The following is a 20,266-nucleotide window of genomic DNA, read 5'->3' as shown; positions in this document are numbered from 1 at the left end:
ATCCGGCTTCAATGTGGTCGCGACCGCGCCACGCCCCCTCCAACCGCGTCCGCGACCACACAGAACCCTCCAGATTCCCATGAATCGGGAGTGCTGATTCAAGGCTGCTTTTTGGAGGCGGTCTTGGAAGGTGAGGTTCTGAGGGACGACCAGTGGGAGCGGATCAAGCCGTTCGTGCCGGGTGGCCGGAAGGGCAAGCGGGGTCCGCGCAGCGACGGTCGGTTGTTCATTGACGCGCTGTTGTGCGCGCCTGCGTCACGCCAGGCTGCGCCATCACGCCGTCCCGGAGGACATCGACTACCGCACCCACCGAGGGATCGACCGGGGGCTGCTGGCCAATCTCGTCAAGGGCGACTGGATCGACAACCACGACAACCTGGTGATCACCGGGCCGACCGGCGTCGGCAAAAGCTGGCTGGCCTGCGCGCTCGGTCACAAGGCCTGCCGCGACAACCGCGCCGTCCTCTACGTCCGCGTGCCGAAGCTCTTCGACGAGCTGGCGCTCGCCCACGGCGATGGCAGCGCCGGCCGTCGCCTCAAGGCCCTCGGCGCCGCTCAGCTACTGATCCTCGACGACTGGGGTCTGGAGCCCCTCGGCGTCCAGGCCCGCCACGACTTGCTCGAGATTCTCGAGGATCGTTACGGCCGGCGTTCCACCATCGTCACCAGCCAGCTGCCGATCTCCGACTGGCACGTCGTCATCGGAGAGGCCACCTACGCCGACGCGATCCTCGACCGGCTCGTCCACAACGCTCACCGCCTCGAACTCAGCGGCGAGTCCCTGCGCCGCTCCGCGCCGCCATCCCAGGCTTGACCGAAACCCCCGACCAGCCCCTATATCAAACCACCAACGAAGACCCCTCGGATGGGCGGCATCATCTCGGAATGGTGGGCGCGATCATCTCGGAATAGGTGGGCGGCATCGTCGGAATCCGCAGCCCAGGCTTCAAGGTCGTTGAGGGCATAGACCACGCGGCCGCCGATCTTCCGGTAACGGGGGCCGGTGCCGTAGGTGCGGTGCTTCTCGAGGGTGCGGCCCGACAGACCGAGGTAACGGCCCGCTTCGGGGTCCGCAGGTAGCGGTTGGGGACTCGGGATACTTCCATGACGGCGATACCTCTACGCAGGGAGCTCGCCCGGAGGCGGACGCGCTCCATCATCGACTCAGCGTAGGCAGGCGGGCGTTAGACGGGAAAGGCGTAAGTCTACCCAGCGGAGGCGAGCATATACGGCCTATGTCGTAAATCGCATAACTCACTTTTATGTTGATTGCGGCATAAGATGAGGGTATGCGGAAAATCGCATAAATCTAGCATATGCGATTTGTAGCATAACAGGAGGCCGCCATGTCCATTGCGATCGCTCGTTCCTCCCATCAGGTCGGACGTCTGATTCAGCGGTTCCGCCAGGAAAAAGGGCTGAACCAGACGCAGCTCGCCCAGCTGGCCGGGCAACGCCAGGAGATGATCTCCAAGATCGAAACCGGCCAGGGCGGAGTGAAGCTCACCACGCTCTTCGATGTGCTCGCCGCTTTAGGGCTAGAAATGACCCTCGAGCCGCGCAGCCAGAGCTCGTCGGCTGACATCGAGGACATCTTCTGATGCCCCGCCGCCGCACCCACGTCCCCCTGAATGTACTGATCAACAACCGCCTCTGCGGGCGCCTGGAGAAGCAAGCCAGCGGCGCGATCAGCTTCCAGTACGACCCGAGCTGGCTGGAGTGGAAGCCGGCCTTCCCAATCTCCCTCTCCCTGCCCCTGCAGGAGGCTCCATGGCGCGGCGAGGCTGTCGTCGCGGTGTTCGACAACCTCCTGCCGGACAACCCCCACGTTCGTCGGCAGGTCGCCGAGCGCACTGGCGCCGAGGGCGCCGACGCCTACAGTCTTCTCGCTCAGATCGGTCGGGACTGCGTGGGCGCCATGCAGTTCCTCCCCGACGGTGAGGCGGCGGACGCCCTGCAGCCTATCCAAGGGACACCGATCAGCGACGAGGAAATCGAGGCGCTGCTGGCGAACCTCGCCCGAGCGCCCCTCGGCATCGACCCCGAGCAGGAGTTCCGAATCTCGGTCGCCGGCGCCCAGGAGAAGACCGCGCTTCTCCGCCACGACGGCCAATGGATGCGGCCGATCGGAACGACGCCGACCACACACATCCTCAAGCCTCAGCTCGGCGAGATTCCGACATCGTCGGGGGTGATCGATCTCAGCGACAGCGTCGAGAATGAGCACTACTGCCTGACGCTGCTGGAAAGCTTCGGCCTGCCCATCGCCAAGACCGAGATCGCCACCTTCGGCGCGCGGCGGGTGCTCGTGGTCGAACGCTTTGACCGGCGCCGGCGAGGCGAGCAGCTCTTGCGCCTGCCACAGGAGGACTTCTGCCAGGCGCTCTCGACCCCTTCGAGCCGCAAGTACCAACGAGACACCGGTCCAGGCGTCGTCGACATCCTGACCAAGCTCCAGGAAAGCGATGATCCACTGGCCGATCAGGCCAAGGTGTTCAAGAGCCAGATCGTCTTCTGGCTCATCGGCGCCACCGATGGGCATGCGAAGAACTTCAGCGTCTTCCTGCGACCGGGCGGCCGCTTCGAACTCACCCCGTTCTACGATGTTCTAAGCGCCCAGCCGGCTTTCGACGCCAAGCGCATTCCGCACAAGGGTTTCACCCTGGCGATGTCGGCCGGCGCGCGGCCCCACTACAAGATCCTGGAGGTTCACGGCCGTCACTTCGTCGAAATGGCCAAGGCAGCTGGCCTGGGTCCAACCATCACCCGGCAGGTCTTGGAGGAAGTACTAGCGGCGGCCTCCGGCGCTGCGGCTAAAGCGCTCCAGAAAATGCCGCCTAGCTTTCCGGAGGCGATCCACAACTCTGTCGCCGGGGCGATCCAGACCCGCCTGCCGCGCCTCGAGTCTGCTTGGGAGGCCATCTAGGTCCTATTGACGAAGTGGTTTCCAAATCGGCTGATCGCTGATTCAAGGCTACTCTGGGGAGAGCAGCCTTGGTTCGTGGTCTAATGGCGGATGTGGAGCGGGGGTTCTTTGCCTCGATCGTGATCGAGACGGGTCCGCGGCAAGGAGGCCGGCACAGGGATCACCGGCTGGTGCTGGACGGGGTGTTCAGGATCGCACGGACGGGCTCGGGCTGGCGCGCCCTGCACGGCCTTTCGTCCTGACAAGACCCACAGCTGAGTTAAGTTGCCAGTCTCCTTGTCACTTCAGTGCGCACTCACCTTGAGGTGTTGCAGCCCGCGGAAAAACGGCAGCATGCGCCATGCCGGGGGTTCCTCGGGATCGACGAGGCGGAGGTTTGGGAACCGATTGAACAGTCGCGAAATACCGACCTGCGCTTCCATGCGTGCGAGAGGCGCGCCGATGCAGATGTGAGCGCCGCCGCCGAACGCAAGATGGGGGTGGTGCTTACGGCTGACGTCGAAGCGGTGGGGATCCGAGAACATCTCCGGGTCTCGGTTGGCGCCGCGCAGGGAGACGAGAATCGACTGGCTGGTCTTGATCGGGCACCCGCCCACCTCGATGTCTCTTGAGGCGATGCGGCTGGTTATGTCCACCGGCGGGTCATACCGAAGCGTTTCTTCAACCACGGCATTGATGATCCCCGGGTCCGCCTGAAGCTTGGCCAATTCGTCCGGGTGGGTCAGCAACAGCCTGACGGCGTTTCCGATCAGGTCCGTGGTTGTGAGGTTGCCGCCCACCAGGAGGGCGGACAGGTTGATACGCAGCTCGGTGTCGCTGATCGGTAGCCCCTCAGCCTGCAGGCGTGTCATGTCGCTGAAGAGATCGTCCTGCGGGGCTTTCCGCCGCAGCGCCAGCATCTGGGTGAAGTAGTCCGTCAGCGCGGCGCGGGAGCGTTCCATATGCTCGGTCTGGGCCGCGTCGCGGAAGGGGTTCACCGCCTGGATGACCCCTTCAGACCAGTCCCGGAACTCGCCGAGCCGTTCATGATCGACGCCGAGGATCGCGGCGATGACGTCGATCGGGATCGGCACGCAGAATTCCGACATCAGGTCGAACTCCGGCTCGTTCTCGAGACGATCCAGAGCCGAATCGACGATGCGCTCCACGTTCGCACGCCCCTTGGCGACCCTGGCGTAGAGGGCCCGGGCCAGGGGCTGGCGGATGCGGGCGTGATCGGGATCATCAAGCATGAGTATGCTGGTCGTCTCGGCGCGAGGTTCACCCGTGACCGCGGTCTCCGCCAGCCGACGCTGAAAGACGGCCGCCGCCTCGGCGCGGAGCGGATCGCGCCACATCTCCAAGTCGGATACTGTCGCGCGGACGTCCGCGTAACGTGTCAGGATGAAGGTGCCCGCCGCTGGCTCGCGGTAGACCGGACATTGGCTGCGCAGATCGTCCAGCACCTGGTGCGGCGCCTCGCGAAATTTTGGGTCCAGAGGCGTCAACTCAAAGATGTTCGGCAGTTGTTCACTGGGCATCTGTCGCGGTCCTAAGGTTGAGGTGCTCGAAGAAGCTGACGACGGCGTCGAGGAACGCGTCATTACGGTCGCCTGCGACCATGTGGGACGCGCCCGCTACGTCGGTGAACTGCGCGTGGGGGAGCCGGGCGACGAAGCTTTCGGCCGCCTCGCGGCTGACCAGTTCACTCTGTCGCCCGCGGATCAGGTGGATCGGCAGGCGAAGGTCGGCGAGGCCAGCCTCGAAGGCGCCCCGATCACGACTTGATCGCTGACGGTTGGCGCTGGCGACGAAATTCGGGTCCCAGTGCCAGCGGTATCGGCTGTCCTCTCCGAGGCGGAGATTCTTTGCGAGCCCCGACAGGTCCGAGGGCCGGGGACGGTGGGGGAGGTAGGCGCTGATCACGTCCGACGCCGCCTCGAGGCTCTCGAAGCCCTGACCGGCATGGGCGCTCATGAAGGCCATGATCTTGGCTGCGCCCTCGAGGTTCATGTCGGGCACGATGTCGACCAGGGTGATCGAACTGAAGCTTCCGGGGGCCACCTCCGCCTCCGCCAGCAGACCGGCAAGACCGCCAAGCGAAGCCCCGATCAATGCCGGCCGATTCCCCATCTGCCGTGCCACGCTGGCGAGATCGGCCGCAAACAGCTCCATCTGGTAGTCGCCGTCCGCAGACCAGCCGCTTTCGCCGTGACCGCGCAGATCGAGCGCGACGGCGCGCCATCCGCGTTCCGACAGGGCCGCCGCGGTCTTGCCCCAGGCATGGCGTGTCTGGCCGCCGCCATGGGCCAGCAGAATGCCGGGCCGGCCGGCCGCTCCGTAAGCGTCGGCGACGAGGTTCACGCTATCCCCCGCCGCGGGGAAGACGATCCTTTGCGGCTCGATCATCGACAGTCCTGACTCCTTGGCGCGCGCCAGCCGTCCAGCCGTCCAGCCGATCACGCCGGCGAAGAAAGCCTCAGCCCGCCGCTGTTGAAGGTCCCATTTTCTGATTCGAAAGGCTAGTCATCGTAGCATAAAGGTGTCACAGGAAAACACGTATGTGTCGGCGGTGGCATGGGCGAGGTCGTCACGGTTGAGCGCAGGGGCAACATTGCGCTGATAACGCTCAATCGGCCGGAGGCTAGAAACGCCATCCCTCTGGAGATGCTGGTGCGGCTCGCGGATGCCTGGACCGTGGTACGCGACGACCCCGAGATCCGGGTCGCGATGGTGACCGGGGCCGGCGACAAGGCCTTCTGCTCAGGGGCGGATCTTGGGCGGTTCATACCCCTCATGAGCCGCGCCCGCCCGCCGGAAAACGAGTGGGACAGGCGCCTGCTGGCCGACAAGGAAATGCTCGGACGCGGCCTTCTGCGCACCTCGACGTGGTCAAGCCGGTGATCGCGCCGATCAACGGCCACGCGATCGCCGGGGGCATGGAGCTTGCCTAGGGGGACAGACCTGCGGATCGCCTCCGACACGGCCAAGCTGGGCGTGCAGGAAGTGAAGTGGGCGATCTTCCCCGGCGGGGGCTCGACGGTGCGGCTGCCGCGCCAGATTCCCTACGCCAGGGCGATGGAGTTGCTGTTGACCGGCGACCTCATAACCGCCGCCGATGCGCTGGAGCTGGGGTTCCTCAACCACTTGGTTCCCCAGGCCGACGTACTCCCCGTGGCGCTCGAGCTGGCGGACCGCATCGCCGCCAACGGCCCCATCGCGGTGCAGGCCATTCGCAGGTCCGCCCGCGCGTGCCTGGGACGTCCTGAAGCGGAGGTTATGCAGATCGAGCCGAGATGGCCGCGCCGGTGCTCCGCACTGAGGACGCCCGCGAGGGGCCCTTGGCCTTCATGCAGAAGCGAAAACCCGTCTTTCATGGACGCTGACCGGCGCGGGGCGAAAACCGCCCGCCGCCGATAGGAGGACCATCATCACAGGATGGGAGAAGACTATGAGCGACGGATCGATCGATCTTAGGGCCGAAGCCCAGGCCAAGGCCTATGCAATGCCCCTGGAGGACATCAACCTGGCCGACACGGAGTTGTGGCATCGGTACTGTTGCTCCAGCCCCAGGCAAAAAAGGGGGCGGCGCGGCAGATCGCCCACGCCGCCCAAGCACCCTATCGCCCCGGGGAGGAATGTTGGGGATTAAGGGGAGTGAATCCCGCCTGGCGAAGCCTGATTGCGGGCTGGCAGATTGACGAAGGCGTTGGTACAGCGCGGACCAATCCGCAAGCTCAGTCTGCCGAAAAGCAGTGCGACCCTCCGTCTGCGATAACCGTTAATATTATAAGTCACATTACATCTTTGATCAAGCAGCAATCTTCAGTAGACGCACGGCGAAATGTCCCGATGGCGGCGCGGGACCCGCGGCGCTGGCCCTAGAATCGATATTGAATCTCCACGCCGTAGGTGCGCGGAAAGTTCGGCTTCAGAGTCTGCCTCTGGACACCACTGGCGGAGGGCGAACCGGTCCGGAAGTCCTGATATGCGAGTTCATCGAAAGCATTCTTCACGTAGCCGATGATCGTGTAGCGATCTTGGCCGTCCTTCCACAACGCGCGGAAATCGACGACCTCATTGGCGGGTGAGGTGAAGCCGTCCTGGGCGAAGACTACGGCTTGCTGTTCATCGGTGAAGGTGTAGGTGCCGCCAAGGGTGAGGTTGCCTGGGGTGAATTCGAAGGTGTAGTTGGCGCCCAGGTTGACCTTGTTCTCAGGCGTCAGGGGGAGGCGATTGCCGACCAGCGTCTGCGGGCGGCTGCCATTGGGCAATGTCGCGCCGGTGGGACGCGCGCCCGCCTTCAGAGCCCTCGGGTCGGCCGTGTCCACGAAGCAACAACCGGACTTGAGCTCAGTATTCAGATAGGAGTAGCTCGCAAATATCAGCAGATTGTCGATCGGTGACCACTGTGCCTCGAGTTCCAAGCCCCAGCTGACGGCGTCGAGGTTAAGGAACTGAGTGCCGGTCGAACCGGTGGTCGGGTTCAGCACCACGGTTAAGGGCGCCTGGAAGCCCTTGTAGTCAGCGTAGAACAGCGCCGAGTTCAACTGGAACCGCCCCCCCAACGTCTTCTTCAGGCCGAGCTCGTAGTTATCCACATATTCCGGATCGGCGTAAGGAAACGGCGTGAGGCCGTTGGACGCAAGCCAGCCTCCCGACTTGTAGCCGCGGCTGTAGCGAGCATAAGCGTTGGTGTCGTCGTCCGGCTGCCACTGCAGGCCGAGCGTGCCGGTCCAGGCGCTATAGTCCGCCGCCAGGTCTCGTGTCAGGCCCCCATTTGGCCCCGCCCGCAGGTTCGCGAAGAGGGGGTTCGCCAGACAGGTGGCGATGGTGGGCCCGCCGCACACCACGAAGGTTGTGAAATCCGGCGCGAGCCCTTGCCCCACTGCCGCGGGGATCCCGCCCGCCGCCAACACCGTGGTCGTGGTGTTGCTCCGCGAGACGTAGCGCGCTGAATCGGTGCCCTTCTTGTCGTCGGTGGTATAGCGCAGGCCTGCCGTAAGGGTCAGTGTCTCGGTCAGATCATAGTCGACCTGGGCGAATGCGGCGTAGGAATCGACTTCTAGCGTGCCGTCCACGAACAGGTAGTTGCCGTTCGGATTCGGCGCCGCCGGTCCCCCGGTGGCCAGATTGATCGGGTTTTGCAGCGCTGGATCGCCGAGGATTCGCTGGCCCTGGGGTTGGGCATAGGTCTGATGGTATTGGTATAAGCCCACGATCCACTGCAAGGGGCCGTCCGTTTTTGAGGACAGGTTGAGTTCGTTCGAGTACCATTTCTGGTCTTCGCGATAGAAGAAGCGTTGGTTGGGGGAGACGTTGGTGGCGGTGTAGACCCCGAATGGCGTCGCCGCCGGGATGCTGAACAGACCCGTCCGCGCCGACCGGTCTTCGTCCCCCGCCGTGTCGTAGACATAGGCCTGGTACCCCGCGAGGTATTTCAGGGTCATGCCGCCGAGGTCCCAGGTGAGGTCGAAATGCAGACGCTCGTGATTGCTGAGCTTGCCCTCGCTCGTCTGGTTGGTGCTGATGACATAGGGGTCGTTGACGGCGGGATTGACGCCCGCGAACCCGAATGTCGGATTGTAGTACAATGCGGAATTGCCCAAGCCGACAATAGAGGTCGTGTCATAGCGGCTGACGACGGACTCATGCACATTGCCGACGCCGAAACTGTCATCCCAGTCGAACTTCGAATACCGCAGACGCGCGGTGATATTCTCACCCAGGTCCGCTTCGACCTGCGCCTCGACGATGTAGCGCTTGACCGCGCTGGCGTCGCCGGCCGGACCGATGTTCTTGAAGAAGCCCTCCTCACGGCGTTCGAGCGAACCGCCCAGCAGGAAGCGAAGGCCCTCGGTGATCGGCCCTCGGACCAGGGCGTCGGTGCGCCAGGTTCCGTAGTTGCCGGCCGTGGCGCGGAACTCCCCGTTGAAATCCATTGTCGGGCGCTTGGCGATGATGTTGAGCGCGCCGCCGACCGAGTTGCGACCGTAGAGGGTTCCTTGCGGTCCTCGGAGGATTTCTGTCCGCTCGATAAACAGCGACGGGGTCGCCGCGTCGAACATCGAATTCGAGAAGATGCCGTCGGAGTAGAGCGCCACCGACGGGTCGGTGCCGATGGCGTTGGTGAGGCGCCCGAAGCCTCGGATCGAAAGGCGGTCGTTGTTGGTGTAGGTCAGGCTCGGCGAGACCCGAGCCAGGTCCTCCACGTTGGCGACGCCGAGCAGATCGCGGCGCTCGCTGGTGTAGGCGGTGATCGCCACCGGCACATCCTGCAGGGACTGTTCGCGCTTCTCGGCGGTGACGACGAGTTCCTCGATCGTGCTGCCGCTATCTTGCGCGACTGCGTCGGTCGCCGCGGTGGCCAGAGCGACGACGGACGCGCTGATGACGAGTAGATGGCGTGTGCCTAAGATGGTGATCATGTTTCCCTCCCAGCCAACCTTTTGGTTGTGCCGTTGATGTTAGCTCGACTGTAACGCACCTGACCATATGCCAGCCCACCATGTTTGCAAGGCGCCACTCGCGTGGCGAGAAACGAGGTCCGCTCCGGGGGTATCCTACGATCACGCCTCCAGCTGCCACCGAGAGGCGTCCTGGCCTCGTGGGTGGGTGGGCGGCATCAGCGGGCCCAGGGCGATGGTGCTATCGCCAATTCCCACGCTCGCGCTAACATGTTCGAATCTCCGCTGATTTTAAGGAATGTCGTTCATGCAATGCGCCGCCCAGAACGAGGACTCTGCGCGCGAGGCGCTGGACCTCACATTCAATCCGCTTGGCGCCGGCTATCTCCTGGCGGAGGTTACTCGCCAGCTGCGCGCGTCGTTAGCCAGAGAATGCTGGACCTGGGCCTCACAGGCTCAATGTGGCGTGTGCTGGTTTATCTCCAACGCGAGGATGGGAGATCCCAGGCGGACTTGGCGAAAGAGCTTGAGGTCAGCCGGGCGTCATTGGGACAAATGATTGATCGGCTTGAGCGCTCAGGCCATGTGCGGCGTCGCGCCCACCCGGACGACCGCCGCATATGGCGCGTCTTTCTGACTGAGAAATCCCGGGAGGTCATGCCGTCAGTGGGCGAGAAAGCTCAAGCGCTGCACCAGCAAACGTTCGGACGGCTCGCCGAAGACGAACATAGGGCGTTCATTGCGACGCTCATGACTCTTCGCGACAGCCTACGCTGAAATTGATCGGCCTGAGTACGCGCGTTTCCTCGCGCAGCGGCCGATTAGTGTTGACTCTCCGGCATTCGCACAATCAGCCCGTCGAGCGCATCGCTGACCTTGATCTGGCAAGAGAGACGGCTGTTGGGTTCGACGCCCTCGGCAAAATCCAGCATCGACTCCTCCATGGCCGTGGACGCGCCGGTCTTGTCGGCCCAAGCCTTGTCAATATAGACGTGGCAGGTGGCGCAGGCGCAGGCGCCGCCGCAGTCTGCGTCGATGCCCGGGATGTTGTTCTTGACCGCGCCTTCCATTAGCGTAAGGCCCGGCTTGACGTCGACCACATGCTCGGTCCCGTCGTGCTCGATGTAGGTGATCTTGGTCATTGGAACTCTTGCTGAACTCTAGAGCCCGTCTGGCTCGAGTGGATACTGAATGACCCGCACAGGCGGGCTCAAGGCGATTGAGATCGGGCGTGCCTTCTGGACTTAGCGAATGCCGGGCTCAGTTGCGCGCCGGAATGACGACCTGCATGGACGAGTACCCCCGGATCAAGACCGAAGCCACACGGCGGGGCTCTTCCAGGACACGGATTTCAGGAAAGCGCGGGAGGATCTCTTCCCATAGAATCCGCAGCTGGAGCTCGGCCAGGCGATTGCCCACGCAGCGGTGAATCCCGAACCCGAACGACAGGTGGTTGCGCGGCCGCTCGCGGTCGATGATGTAGGCCTCTGGGTTCTCGATCGCCGCCTCGTCCCGGTTGCCCGAGGCATACCAGATCAGCACCTTGTCGCCCTTCCTGATCAGCTTGCCGCCCAGCTCGAAGTCTCGGGTGGCGGTGCGGCGCATGTTGGAAAGCGGCGTCTGCCAGCGAATGGTCTCGGAGACCATGGAGGGGATCAGGCTGGGATCCTCGCGCAACTTTCGCAGCTGATCGGGGTTCTGGTTCATCGCCAGGATCGAGCCGGTCATTGTGTTGCGGGTGGTGTCATTGCCGCCGATGATCAGCAGGAGCAGATTCCCGAGGTACTCCATGCGGTCCATGTTCCGCGTGGCCTCGCCATGGGCCAGCATGGAGATCAGATCGCCCTTGGGCGGGGCGTTGACCCGCTCGTTCCAGAGCCGCGTGAAATAGTCCACGCAGGCGAACAGCTCCATCCTGCGCTCGGTCTCGTAGTCATCCGTGAGGAACAGGCCGGATTCGGGGCCCGCGGTGGCGATGTCGGACCAGCGGGTCAGCTTGCGCCGTTCATCCCAGGGGAAGTCGAACAGGGTGGCCAGCATCTGGGTGGTGAGTTCGATGGAGACCCGATCGACCCAGTCGAAGGGCTCGCCGATCGGCAGTTCGTCCAAGGTCTTGGTGATGCGGCTGCGGATCAACGGCTCCATCAGGTGGAGGTTGGCCGGCGAGACAATCGGGCTGACGGTCTTGCGCTGGACGTCGTGCTTGGGCGGATCCATCGCGATGAACATCGGAAGCGTGAAGTCTTCCTTTGGGTCGAAGATCGTGATCGATGGCTCCGACGAGAACACCTCGTGATTGATGTCGACGGCCATTATGTCGGCATACTTTGTAATGGACCAGAAGGCGCCATCCGGGTGGTGATGCGCCGGGTGTAGATGAACCGGGTCCTCCTTGCGCAACCGCTCCAAGTATGGCCACACCGTATCGGTGCGCCAGAGCTCGGTGTCGGCTAGGTTAATGTCCGCCAAAGGCATTGCGTAGGCCTTTGCGCGGGCCTCGGCTCTCAGATCGATCGCGCCGTCGCTCATTAGATTCTCCATCTCTTGCTTATCCCGTCAATCAAGACGACGGGCACCTCAGGTCCCTAGGACAAACCCCTCATAGCCCTTGTCGGCGCTTGCCTGACACATCTGCAGGTACAGTGGAACGCCGCCGGGATAATTCAATAATTCCCGTGGCTTACCCGGAATATTAGCGCCCATGTACCAGGAGTCAGCCAGGGGAAAGAGCGTCATGGCGCCAACTACCTCGACATGGTCCTTCCAGGTCTGTTCGGCGGCGGTGGTCGCCTCGAACCGGCTAACGCCCGCGTCGCGCATGCGTCCCAGGAATTCGACCACCCAGTCGCCCTGCAGTTCGGCGCAGGTCGGGCCATTGCAGAACCCCGAGGGGCTCTGCGGCCCGTAGAGAAACAGCAGGTTGGGAAAGCCAGCGCTGGCCATGCCCAGGTGAGTTCGCGCGCCCTTGGCCCACTTCTCCTTGAGCGTAAGCCCCTCGACGCCACGGATGTCGATTTGCGTCAGGCCGCCGGTGACCGCATCGAAGCCCGTGGCCAGGACAAGGATGTCGAGTTCACAATCCCCTTCCGCGGTCCTCACGCCACTTGGGGTGATCTCCAGGATCGGGGTGGCCTTCAGATTCACCAGGCGCACGTTGTCCTGGTTGAACACGTCGTAATAGGTCTGCTCCAGGGACGGGCGCTTGACGCCGAAGGGGTGCGGCGGCTCCTTTGGGGCCAACTGCTCCGCGAGCTTTGGATCCCGGATGCGCGCCTGGACCTTTTCTCGCCAGAAGTCATAGGCGGTGCGATTGGCCTGCAGGTTCGTCATCACGTCATAAAAGGTCGAGGCCCAGAAGCTGAATCCGCCCGCCGCCCAGCTTGCCTCATAGATGGCTGCGCGCTCCTCCGGAGAGACCTCAAGCGCGGACTTGCCGCTGGCGTGGAAATCGAAGCCGCCGAAGCTCTCGCGCCGGCGCGCGAACCGCGCGGGGTAATCCCTCTTCATGTCGCGCTGGGTTGCCTCGTCCAGGCTGCACTGTTGCATGGCCAGGGCAAGGATCGGCGTACGCTGAAAGACGGTCAGCTGAGCGGCCACGCGAGCGGCCTCCTGCACGACCTGCACGCCGCTGGCGCCGGTGCCGATCACGCCGACGCGCTTGTCCGTCATGTCGAGGCCGTCCTGCGGCCACCACGCGGTGTGATGTTTGACGCCTTCGAACCGCTCCAGCCCCGCGATGTCCGGAATATAGGGCTTGGCGGCGAATCCCGTGCAGAGCACCAGGAATCTTGCGCGCACGGCTCCGCCGTCCAGGATGCTGACCACCCACTGGTTGCGGTCGCGGTCGAACTCTGCGCCTTCGACTCGGGTGTTGAATCGGATGTCGCGGCTCAGATCGAGCTTCTGATCGACGTAATGGAAATAGCGACGCAGTTCGTCCCAGGCTGGGAATCGCTCGGTCCAGGTCCAGTCGCGCCAGAGATCCTCGCTGGAGAACTCGTACATCGGGACGTGGGTGTCCACACGAGCGCCGGGGTAGCAGTTCCAGTACCAGATGCCACCGAGATCGGCGCCGGCCTCAAGCAGCCGCACCGAGAACCCCAGTTGGCGAAGGCGGTGGAGTTGGTAGAGGCCGGTGAAGCCCGCCCCGACCACAACGACATCGACCTCTTCGGCGGCGTGAATTTCGGGCGGAACAGTGGGTTGAGTCTTCATAATTTCAGGCCAGTCCCAAATCTCGTCGCGCGAACTCGGTGACCGTCTTGTAGTCCGCTTTGCCGTTCGAAGCCCGCAACGGAACCTGGGTCAGCAGGATATGCTTGGGGGTCTTGTAGCCAGCCAGGCTGGCGCGCACGTGCCGACGTACATCATCCTCGTCGAACGTCACGCCGCTCGCCAGCACCACCACGCCGGTGACGGCTTGGCCCCACTTGTCGTCGGGCACGCCGACCACGAGCGCGTCCTCGATATCCGGGTGGGTCTTCAGCGCCTCCTCGACCTCCTCGGGATAGACCTTCTCACCGGCGGTGTTGATACAGGCGCTGCCCCGTCCCAGCAGCGTCATGGCCCCGTCGGCCTCCACTGTGCACCAGTCTCCTGGGATCGAGTAGCGCTGGCCGGCGATGGTGCGAAAGGTCTTGGCGGTCTTTTCCGGATCCTTGTAATAGCCCAGAGGAATAGGGCCGCCGATGGCGATGATCCCGGCCATTCCGCTGCCGGGTTCGACAAGGTTTTCTTCCTCATCGAAGACCTTGCACCGGGCGCCGATCTGGAACGTCGCGGTCTTAACCTCACCGTCCTTGGTCATGGCCGAAGAGCCGAAGCCGAGCGCCTCTGACGCACCGAAGGAGTCCATCAGCACCACCTGCGGAATGTGCCCCAACAGCCCGGACTTGACCTCACGGCTCCACATCACGCCCGAGGAAACGATCGAGACCAGGCTCGAGGTGTCGTAACGCCCGCGTTGCTCGTCCAGCGCCTTCAGCATCGGCTTGGCGAATGCGTCGCCTACCAGGGCGATGGACTGCACGCGGTGGCGCGCGACGACCGACCAAAGTTCGTCGGCCTCGAACGAGGCGTTCTGAAGGGTGACCACGCAGCCGCCGTTCACCATGCATCCGATCGCGGTGATGAGACCGGTTCCGTGCATCATCGGGCAGGCTGGAAGGGTTCGGCTTCCGGGACCGGCGGCGCGAACGAAGTCGAGATGCGCGTCGAGGGTTTCCGGCGCGGGCCCGAGCCGCCGCACCGCGTCGAGCTGGGCCTCACGCATGTCCTCATGGCGCCACATGACCCCCTTGGGCATGCCCGTCGTACCGCCGGTATAGATGAACAGAAGGTCGTCTGGAGACCGCTCGATCCCCAAGGGCGCGCCCTCGCCGGTCGCGGCCAGGTCTTCATATCGCTCCGAGAAAGGCGCCGGCGGATCGTCGTCGCCGATCTCAATGAACGTGGCGACCTTGGACAGCCGATCCTTCAGCTGGAGGATTGTGTCGCGAAACTCGGAGCCATAGATGACGGTCTGCGCATCCGAGTCGTCGAAGATGTAGAACACCTCGTTGGGCTTGTAGCGGTAGTTGACGTTTACGTGCGTCAGGCGGCCCTTGAAACAGGCGGCCAGGGCCTCGCCGTACTCTGGGCGGTTGCGCATATAGAACGCCACTTTGTCGCCCGGCTTCGCGCCCCGGGCTAGGATCGCGCGCGCCAGATTGTTCGACCGACGCGACGTCTCCCCCCAGGTGATCGTTCGATCCCCGTGAATGAAGGCCGGCGCGTCCGCCGGGAGGGCCTTCGGGAGGGCGTCGAGGATATCGCCGAAATTCCAGGTCATGGGCATGCTTCCTAAGCGGCGATCCAGCCCTGAACGCGGGCGGCCTCGTTGCGGACGAGCTCCGGCCCTCCGAGCAGCTGGCGATCCAGACCGATGCGCTTGAACCAGTAGTGGAGCCCGGCGAGGTCGGTGAAGCCCATGCCGCCGTGCACTTCGGTGGAGGTCCGCGCGACGAACCGGCCGACCTCGGAGAGGTGTGATTTTGCGTGGCAGGCCATCAGGGTCGATTCGTCAGGTGCATGGTCAAAGGCGTGCGCCGCATACCAGACCAGCGAGCGGCAGGGCTCAAGGGCCGCCGCCATCTCGGCGCACATGTGCTTGACCGCCTGGAAGGACCCAATCGGCCGGCCAAACTGCACGCGCGTGCCAGCGTAGGCCACGGCCTGTTCGATCATAGCCGTGCCGGCGCCCAGGATGTCGGCGGCCAGCATAATGCGCCCCGCGTCGATGATACGGCGGGTGGTCCGGCCGCCGCCGCCGGGCAACGGATCGGCCTTGACGCCCGTCATCCGGAGTTCGCCGACTGAGCGGGTCTTGTCGATGGTCGTCAGCGGAATCTGCGTGAGACCGGGCGCGTCGGCTGCGACCAGGTGCAATGCGCCGGTGGTGTCCGCCACCACGAACAGGTCGGCGTCCGCAGCGTCGAGCACGAACAATGCTGTCCCGTCCAGCCACCCGTCCCTGGCGACAACCCCGACCCCGTCCCGGACCTCCACGGCTTGGCTGACTGCGACGGCCGCCCTCGCCGCCCCGGTCGCCAGCTGCGGCAGCCACGCCTGCTGTTGGCTGTCCGACCCGCCGAGCAGGATCGCCAGCGGCGCCATCACATGCGCGCCCGCGAAATGCGCCGGCGCGACGCTGAAGCCGAGCGTTTCGGCCACCAGCGCCGCTTCCAGCAGGCCAAGGCCCATCCCGCCGAATTCCGCGGGGATGATAACCCCCGGCACGCCGAGATCCGCCAGGCCCGCCGCGACATCGGGGCTGCAGGGCTTCGCGGCGGCGGCGATATCTCGCACATGGCGCAGCGGGGATTGCTCCGCGAGATAACGGGCCACGGCGTCCTGCAGCATGCGCTGCTCGCTCGAAAGACCGAATTCCATTAGGAGCGGCTCCCTTCCGTGGTGGGCTTCGGCTCACGCGGCATGCCGAGCCCCCGTTCGGCGATGATGTTCTTCTGGATCTGCGCGGTGCCCCCGCCGATGATCAGGCCAAGCTGGAACATGTAGGCCTGCTGCCAGCTGCCGTGGGAGCGCAGGTGCGGGCTGCCGTCGTAGAGCACGCCGAGCTCGCCAAGGGCGTCGATCGCCAGCGCCGATATCTGGTGGGCCAGCTCGCAGGACTGTAGCTTGACGATCAGCCGCGCGAGCCCCGCTTCGCCGCCGTTCGCCGAGGCGCTCAGCACGCGAAGCCCATTGAATTTCATCGCCGCGAGTTCCGCCTGCAGCCGCAGCAGACGATCTCGCAGGATCGGGTTGTCCATGATCCGGCCATCGCCGGCTGTCTCAGTCCGCATCAGCTCCGCCAAGGCAAGGAAGCGGCTTTCGAGCTGGCCCGGGTCCCCCAGCATTCCGCGTTCGTGCTTGAGGGTGGCGTTGGCGACGAACCAGCCCTGCCCGCGCTTTCCCACGATCTGGGACTTCGGGACGCGCACGTCGGTGAAGAAGGTCTCGTTGAACTCGGCGTGCCCGGTCATGGTCACCAGGGGGCGAACCTCGATCCCCGGCGTTTTCATCGAAAAGATCAGATAGCTGATTCCGTCGTGCTTTCCCTTGTCCGGCTCGGTGCGCACGAGGCAGAAAATCATGTCAGCCTCGCGGGCCGTGCTGGTCCAGATCTTCTGGCCATTAATGACGAAGTCGTCGCCATCCTCCGTTGCGCGCGTCTGAAGGCTGGCGAGGTCGGACCCCGAGCCCGGCTCGGAGTATCCCTGACACCAGATAACCTCGCCGTGGATCGTCGGCCCGATCCACTGGCGCTTCTGATCTTCCGTCCCCAGTTCCAACAGCGTCGGAACCAGCATCGAAATGCCCTGGCTCTGTAGCCCCGGTGGGACGCCGGCACGGGCGAATTCCTCGCCGATGATGCGGGACTTCAGGATGTCCGGCGCGGCCCCATACCCTCCATATTCCTTCGGGATGGTCCGCGCGGCGTAACCATGGGCGATCAACAGTTTCTGCCAGGCTACCGCTTCTGCTGAGGGCCGCTGCGCAGCCCCGCCGCCCTTGGGGGCGGCATGGCGGTGGGCCTCAAGGAAGTCGAGCGCTTCGCGCCGAAAAGCCTGGTGTTCGGCGCTGTAGGTGAGATCCATCAGCCTGTCCTTTCGAGAGGATCGTGGCGCTTTAGCGGGGCGCAGCTCATGGCGCGACCTGTTCGGATGGCTGGAAGCAAGGCAGGCGGAAGCCGTCTCCAAGCTCTCGGAAGACCAGTTCGACGGGGATGCCCAGGTTCAGTGTGTTGCGGTCGCAGTTCAGCAACCGGCTCGCCATCCGCACGCCTTCGTCGAGCTCAACCAGCGCTGCGACATAAGGGATTTCCGTGGCGAAGGCGGGATGAAGCGCCTGATGGGTGACGGTCCACGAATAGAGACTGCCGGTCCCGCGGACGGGCGTCCAGGCGAAATCTGGAGACCCGCATCGCGCGCACATGTAGCGCGGGAGGAACCGCCAGGCGCCGCAGTCCGAACAACGCTGGAATCGCAGCCGCCCATCCTGGCATTGCTGCCAGAAGGCCTCGTCCATGGGATCCTGGGTCCTGGGAAGCGGCGCGGGAACGGTGGGAGGTTGCATGGGTGTCAGTTCCTCAAGATCGCCAGACTGCCGTCACCGAGATCGCCCCATCCGGTGACCAGGCCGATACTGGCCCCCGGCACCTGTCGCGCACCGGCGTCGCCGCGAAGTTGGCGCACGGCTTCCAGCACATGATTGAGTCCCCAGACGTGGGCTTCGCTAAGCAGACCGCCATGGGTGTTCAGGGGATAGCGACCGCCGAGCTGGATCTGGCCGTCTTTCACAAAGTCGTAGATGCCGCCGGGCGCGCTGAACCCCAGCGCTTCCAGCTGCAGCAGCACGACATAGGTGAAGCAGTCGTAGACCTGCAGGAAGTCCATGTCGCTGGCGGTGACGCCGGCCATCTCGAAGGCTCGGGGCGCGGCGTAGGACAGGCCGATCTTGAGCATGTCGGGCCGGGAGGGAATGTCATCTGCCGGATAGGGGTGGCCTTCCGCTGCGCCGGCGATCAGCACGGGCCGGTGCGGCATGTCGCGCGCCCGCTCGGCGCTGGTGACCACAACCGCGCAGGCGCCATCCGTCTCGAGGCAGCAGTCGTACAGGCGGAAGGGCTCGGAAATCCACCGCGCGCCCAGGTAGGCGTCCATGTCCAGAGGTTGGCCATAGGTCACGGCCCGTGGGTTGAGCTGGGCGTGCGCACGGCAGGCCAAGGCCACCTCGCCCATCGCCTCGTCGGGCACCCCGTAGAGGTGCTTGTGGCGCATCGCGATCCAGGAATACATTTGTGCCGGCATCATCACGCCGTAGGGCATGTAGAAACCCTGGATGGTGCGGGTCAGCGTGTTCATGTTCATGGCCCGCTGCGGCGGCCGGCCCGGCTTTGGACGAAGCGCGGAGTAGCCATTCCACCCCAGCACCACGAGGACGTTGTCGGCGACGCCGGCAGCAACGGCTGTTGCGGCGTTCTGCAGCGCTGTGGTGGGGCTAGCTCCGCCCATATGTACGGTGGAGGCGTACCGCAGCACATCGACACCAAGGTTGGCGGCAAGCTCCTCGGACGACGTGTAGATCGGAGGCGGCACCATCCCGTCAATCTGCGAGGGCTTGAGCCCCGCGTCGGCGATGGCCTTGCGGGCCGCCTCCAGCATCAGGTCCACGGCGGTGCGTTCCGAGCCTTTGACGTATTCGGTCTCGCCGATGCCAACGATGGCGGCCTTGTCGCTGAAACTCACGGCTCTTTCCTGTCTTTCGAACATCGGCGAAGCGTTACGACCTGAATACTGTCGTTCTAGGTGGGCGGGATCAGGCACGAGTGGATGGACTCATCTCCGGTCACCTGACGCGCCAGCGTCCGGATGGCCAGTTCGGCGTCCTTCAACTCGAAGTCGTGAGTGTGCATCAGCTCAAGTGGCAGCGACCGTGCCTCGATCAGGTCGATGGCCTTTCGGTATCCCGACGAGGTCACGCCGATCGCCCCCTTGATGGTGATCTCCTTGAAGACGATCAGGTCTGAGACAAAGTCCGGTATTGGCTTGAAGCCCTTCACCCCCGCCAGGACGATCGTACCGCCGGGACGCACATAGCTGAGGGCTTCGCGCACCGGGTCGGTGGCGTAGGAGGTCACCTCCACGACGACATCGGCGCCACGCCCGCCGGTGAGTTCCTTGATGCGTTCGATGGCGTTCTCGTTCTGGACATCGATCGTATGGTGCGCCCCGAAGATCCGGGCGAGGTCGAGCTTGCGGGCGTCGGCGGCCATGCCCGTCACGATGATCTTCCCAGCACCCGCCTGCCGCGCGGCGATGACGCTGGCCAGACCGCGCTGGCCCGGTCCCAGGATGACGATAGTGTCGCCGACCTGGGTCTGAGGGATCTCCACCGCCCAGCGGAACCCGGCCCCCAGCGGGTTGAACATCACCGCGAGCTCGGGCGGCAAGGTCTTGTCCATCTTGTGAACGATCGTGTTGGGGGCGAGGTACATGTACTGGGCATAGGCGCCCCAGAGCCCCGGCATGTTCGATAGCGGAATGTAGGAATAAATCTGCCGGTCGGCGCAGAGGTGGTAGCGGCCGCCCAAGCAGGTGTCACAGCTATGACAAGACAGCATGGTCTCGACGGCGACCCGATCGCCGACATCGACGCCCCAGCGGCGCGCGGCCTTGTCACCGATCGCCTCGATGATCCCTACGGGCTCGTGCCCGGGGATCACCGGCATCGGCGTTTTCAGAACCCCCTCGAATTGCTCATAGTCGCTGCCACAGATCCCGCAGGCCTCGATCCTCAGAATCGCGCTGTCGGCTTCGATATCGGGGATCGGCAAGTCACGCATTTCAAGCGTGCGCGGCGCCGTCTGAACCATCGCAAAGGTCTTGGCGGGAATCACGAGCTTCGCCTCCAG

The 20,266-nt window shown here is 64.3% G+C and carries 18 protein-coding genes and 1 pseudogene; 7 read left to right on the top strand and 12 right to left on the bottom strand.

Features of this window, described 5'->3' with window-relative positions; all coding sequences use genetic code 11:
- Positions 1 to 111: 111 nt before the first annotated feature.
- From OCL97_RS19590 to OCL97_RS19570, 4 genes and pseudogenes are all read left to right on the top strand, one after another.
- Positions 112 to 243, top strand: a pseudogene (locus OCL97_RS19590) (IS5/IS1182 family transposase); the annotation flags it as partial.
- Positions 230 to 814: an IS21-like element helper ATPase IstB gene (istB, locus tag OCL97_RS19585; protein ID WP_377371430.1), complete on the top strand. Its 585-nt coding sequence runs from the start codon at positions 230 to 232 to the stop codon at positions 812 to 814. The pseudogene OCL97_RS19590 and the gene istB, both read left to right, overlap by 14 nt.
- A 532-nt stretch (positions 815 to 1,346) precedes the next feature.
- Positions 1,347 to 1,601: a helix-turn-helix domain-containing protein gene (locus OCL97_RS19575; RefSeq protein ID WP_377371429.1), complete on the top strand. Its 255-nt coding sequence runs from the start codon at positions 1,347 to 1,349 to the stop codon at positions 1,599 to 1,601.
- Complete coding sequence (locus tag OCL97_RS19570; protein WP_377371428.1) at positions 1,601 to 2,926, top strand: type II toxin-antitoxin system HipA family toxin; 1,326 nt, start codon at positions 1,601 to 1,603, stop codon at positions 2,924 to 2,926. Before OCL97_RS19575 ends, OCL97_RS19570 begins: the two co-directional genes overlap by 1 nt.
- Before the next feature lie 284 nt (positions 2,927 to 3,210).
- Here the strand turns inward: OCL97_RS19570 and OCL97_RS19565 are convergent, their stop codons facing one another.
- The gene (locus OCL97_RS19565; RefSeq protein ID WP_377371426.1) at positions 3,211 to 4,446 is read right to left on the bottom strand and encodes a cytochrome P450; all 1,236 of its coding nucleotides are present in this window, start codon (positions 4,444 to 4,446) and stop codon (positions 3,211 to 3,213) included.
- On the bottom strand, positions 4,436 to 5,314 hold the full coding sequence (locus tag OCL97_RS19560; RefSeq protein ID WP_377371425.1) for an alpha/beta fold hydrolase: 879 nt from the start codon (positions 5,312 to 5,314) through the stop codon (positions 4,436 to 4,438). The genes OCL97_RS19565 and OCL97_RS19560 overlap by 11 nt, the downstream gene beginning before the upstream one ends.
- Positions 5,315 to 5,482: 168 nt before the next feature.
- Between OCL97_RS19560 and OCL97_RS19555 the strand changes: the two genes are divergently transcribed.
- Both OCL97_RS19555 and OCL97_RS19550 read left to right on the top strand, forming a co-directional pair.
- Positions 5,483 to 5,809, top strand: a complete 327-nt coding sequence (locus OCL97_RS19555; RefSeq protein ID WP_377371424.1) for an enoyl-CoA hydratase/isomerase family protein — start codon at positions 5,483 to 5,485, stop codon at positions 5,807 to 5,809.
- A 42-nt stretch (positions 5,810 to 5,851) separates the two neighbouring features.
- Positions 5,852 to 6,325: an enoyl-CoA hydratase-related protein gene (locus OCL97_RS19550; protein ID WP_377371423.1), complete on the top strand. Its 474-nt coding sequence runs from the start codon at positions 5,852 to 5,854 to the stop codon at positions 6,323 to 6,325.
- 461 nt (positions 6,326 to 6,786) lie between these two features.
- Here the strand turns inward: OCL97_RS19550 and OCL97_RS19545 are convergent, their stop codons facing one another.
- A complete protein-coding gene (locus OCL97_RS19545; RefSeq protein WP_377371422.1) occupies positions 6,787 to 9,333 on the bottom strand; it encodes a TonB-dependent receptor in 2,547 nt (848 codons plus the stop codon).
- 249 nt (positions 9,334 to 9,582) lie between these two features.
- On the opposite strand from OCL97_RS19545, the gene OCL97_RS19540 reads away from it, so the two are divergent.
- The gene (locus OCL97_RS19540; protein WP_377371421.1) at positions 9,583 to 10,089 is read left to right on the top strand and encodes a MarR family winged helix-turn-helix transcriptional regulator; all 507 of its coding nucleotides are present in this window, start codon (positions 9,583 to 9,585) and stop codon (positions 10,087 to 10,089) included.
- A gap of 44 nt (positions 10,090 to 10,133) precedes the next feature.
- Here OCL97_RS19540 and OCL97_RS19535 read toward each other — a convergent pair whose 3' ends face one another.
- The 9 genes from OCL97_RS19535 to OCL97_RS19495 all read right to left on the bottom strand — a co-directional run bounded on the left by OCL97_RS19535 (position 10,134) and on the right by OCL97_RS19495 (position 20,251).
- On the bottom strand, positions 10,134 to 10,454 hold the full coding sequence (locus OCL97_RS19535; protein ID WP_377371420.1) for a 2Fe-2S iron-sulfur cluster-binding protein: 321 nt from the start codon (positions 10,452 to 10,454) through the stop codon (positions 10,134 to 10,136).
- Positions 10,455 to 10,572: 118 nt separating this feature from the next.
- A complete protein-coding gene (locus tag OCL97_RS19530; protein ID WP_377371419.1) occupies positions 10,573 to 11,841 on the bottom strand; it encodes a cytochrome P450 in 1,269 nt (422 codons plus the stop codon).
- 48 nt (positions 11,842 to 11,889) lie between these two features.
- A complete protein-coding gene (locus OCL97_RS19525; protein WP_377371418.1) occupies positions 11,890 to 13,527 on the bottom strand; it encodes a flavin-containing monooxygenase in 1,638 nt (545 codons plus the stop codon).
- Positions 13,528 to 13,531: 4 nt separating this feature from the next.
- Positions 13,532 to 15,148, bottom strand: a complete 1,617-nt coding sequence (locus OCL97_RS19520; protein WP_377371417.1) for an acyl-CoA synthetase — start codon at positions 15,146 to 15,148, stop codon at positions 13,532 to 13,534.
- Between the two features lie 5 nt (positions 15,149 to 15,153).
- Complete coding sequence (locus OCL97_RS19515; RefSeq protein WP_304821732.1) at positions 15,154 to 16,242, bottom strand: acyl-CoA dehydrogenase family protein; 1,089 nt, start codon at positions 16,240 to 16,242, stop codon at positions 15,154 to 15,156.
- Entirely contained in the window at positions 16,242 to 17,450 is a 1,209-nt protein-coding gene (locus tag OCL97_RS19510; protein ID WP_377371416.1) for an acyl-CoA dehydrogenase family protein, read from the bottom strand. The genes OCL97_RS19515 and OCL97_RS19510 overlap by 1 nt, the downstream gene beginning before the upstream one ends.
- A 46-nt stretch (positions 17,451 to 17,496) precedes the next feature.
- Positions 17,497 to 17,880, bottom strand: a complete 384-nt coding sequence (locus OCL97_RS19505) for a Zn-ribbon domain-containing OB-fold protein (RefSeq protein WP_377371415.1) — start codon at positions 17,878 to 17,880, stop codon at positions 17,497 to 17,499.
- A gap of 53 nt (positions 17,881 to 17,933) precedes the next feature.
- Complete coding sequence (locus OCL97_RS19500; RefSeq protein WP_293682127.1) at positions 17,934 to 19,100, bottom strand: thiolase C-terminal domain-containing protein; 1,167 nt, start codon at positions 19,098 to 19,100, stop codon at positions 17,934 to 17,936.
- A gap of 56 nt (positions 19,101 to 19,156) precedes the next feature.
- Complete coding sequence (locus OCL97_RS19495; RefSeq protein ID WP_012274981.1) at positions 19,157 to 20,251, bottom strand: zinc-dependent alcohol dehydrogenase; 1,095 nt, start codon at positions 20,249 to 20,251, stop codon at positions 19,157 to 19,159.
- Positions 20,252 to 20,266: the final 15 nt, after the last annotated feature.

The organism is Phenylobacterium ferrooxidans, from assembly GCF_042714595.1.
Lineage (GTDB): Bacteria > Pseudomonadota > Alphaproteobacteria > Caulobacterales > Caulobacteraceae > Phenylobacterium > Phenylobacterium ferrooxidans.
Note: the sequence above shows the minus strand (reverse complement) of the source record. Positions and strands in the feature narration are given on the sequence as shown.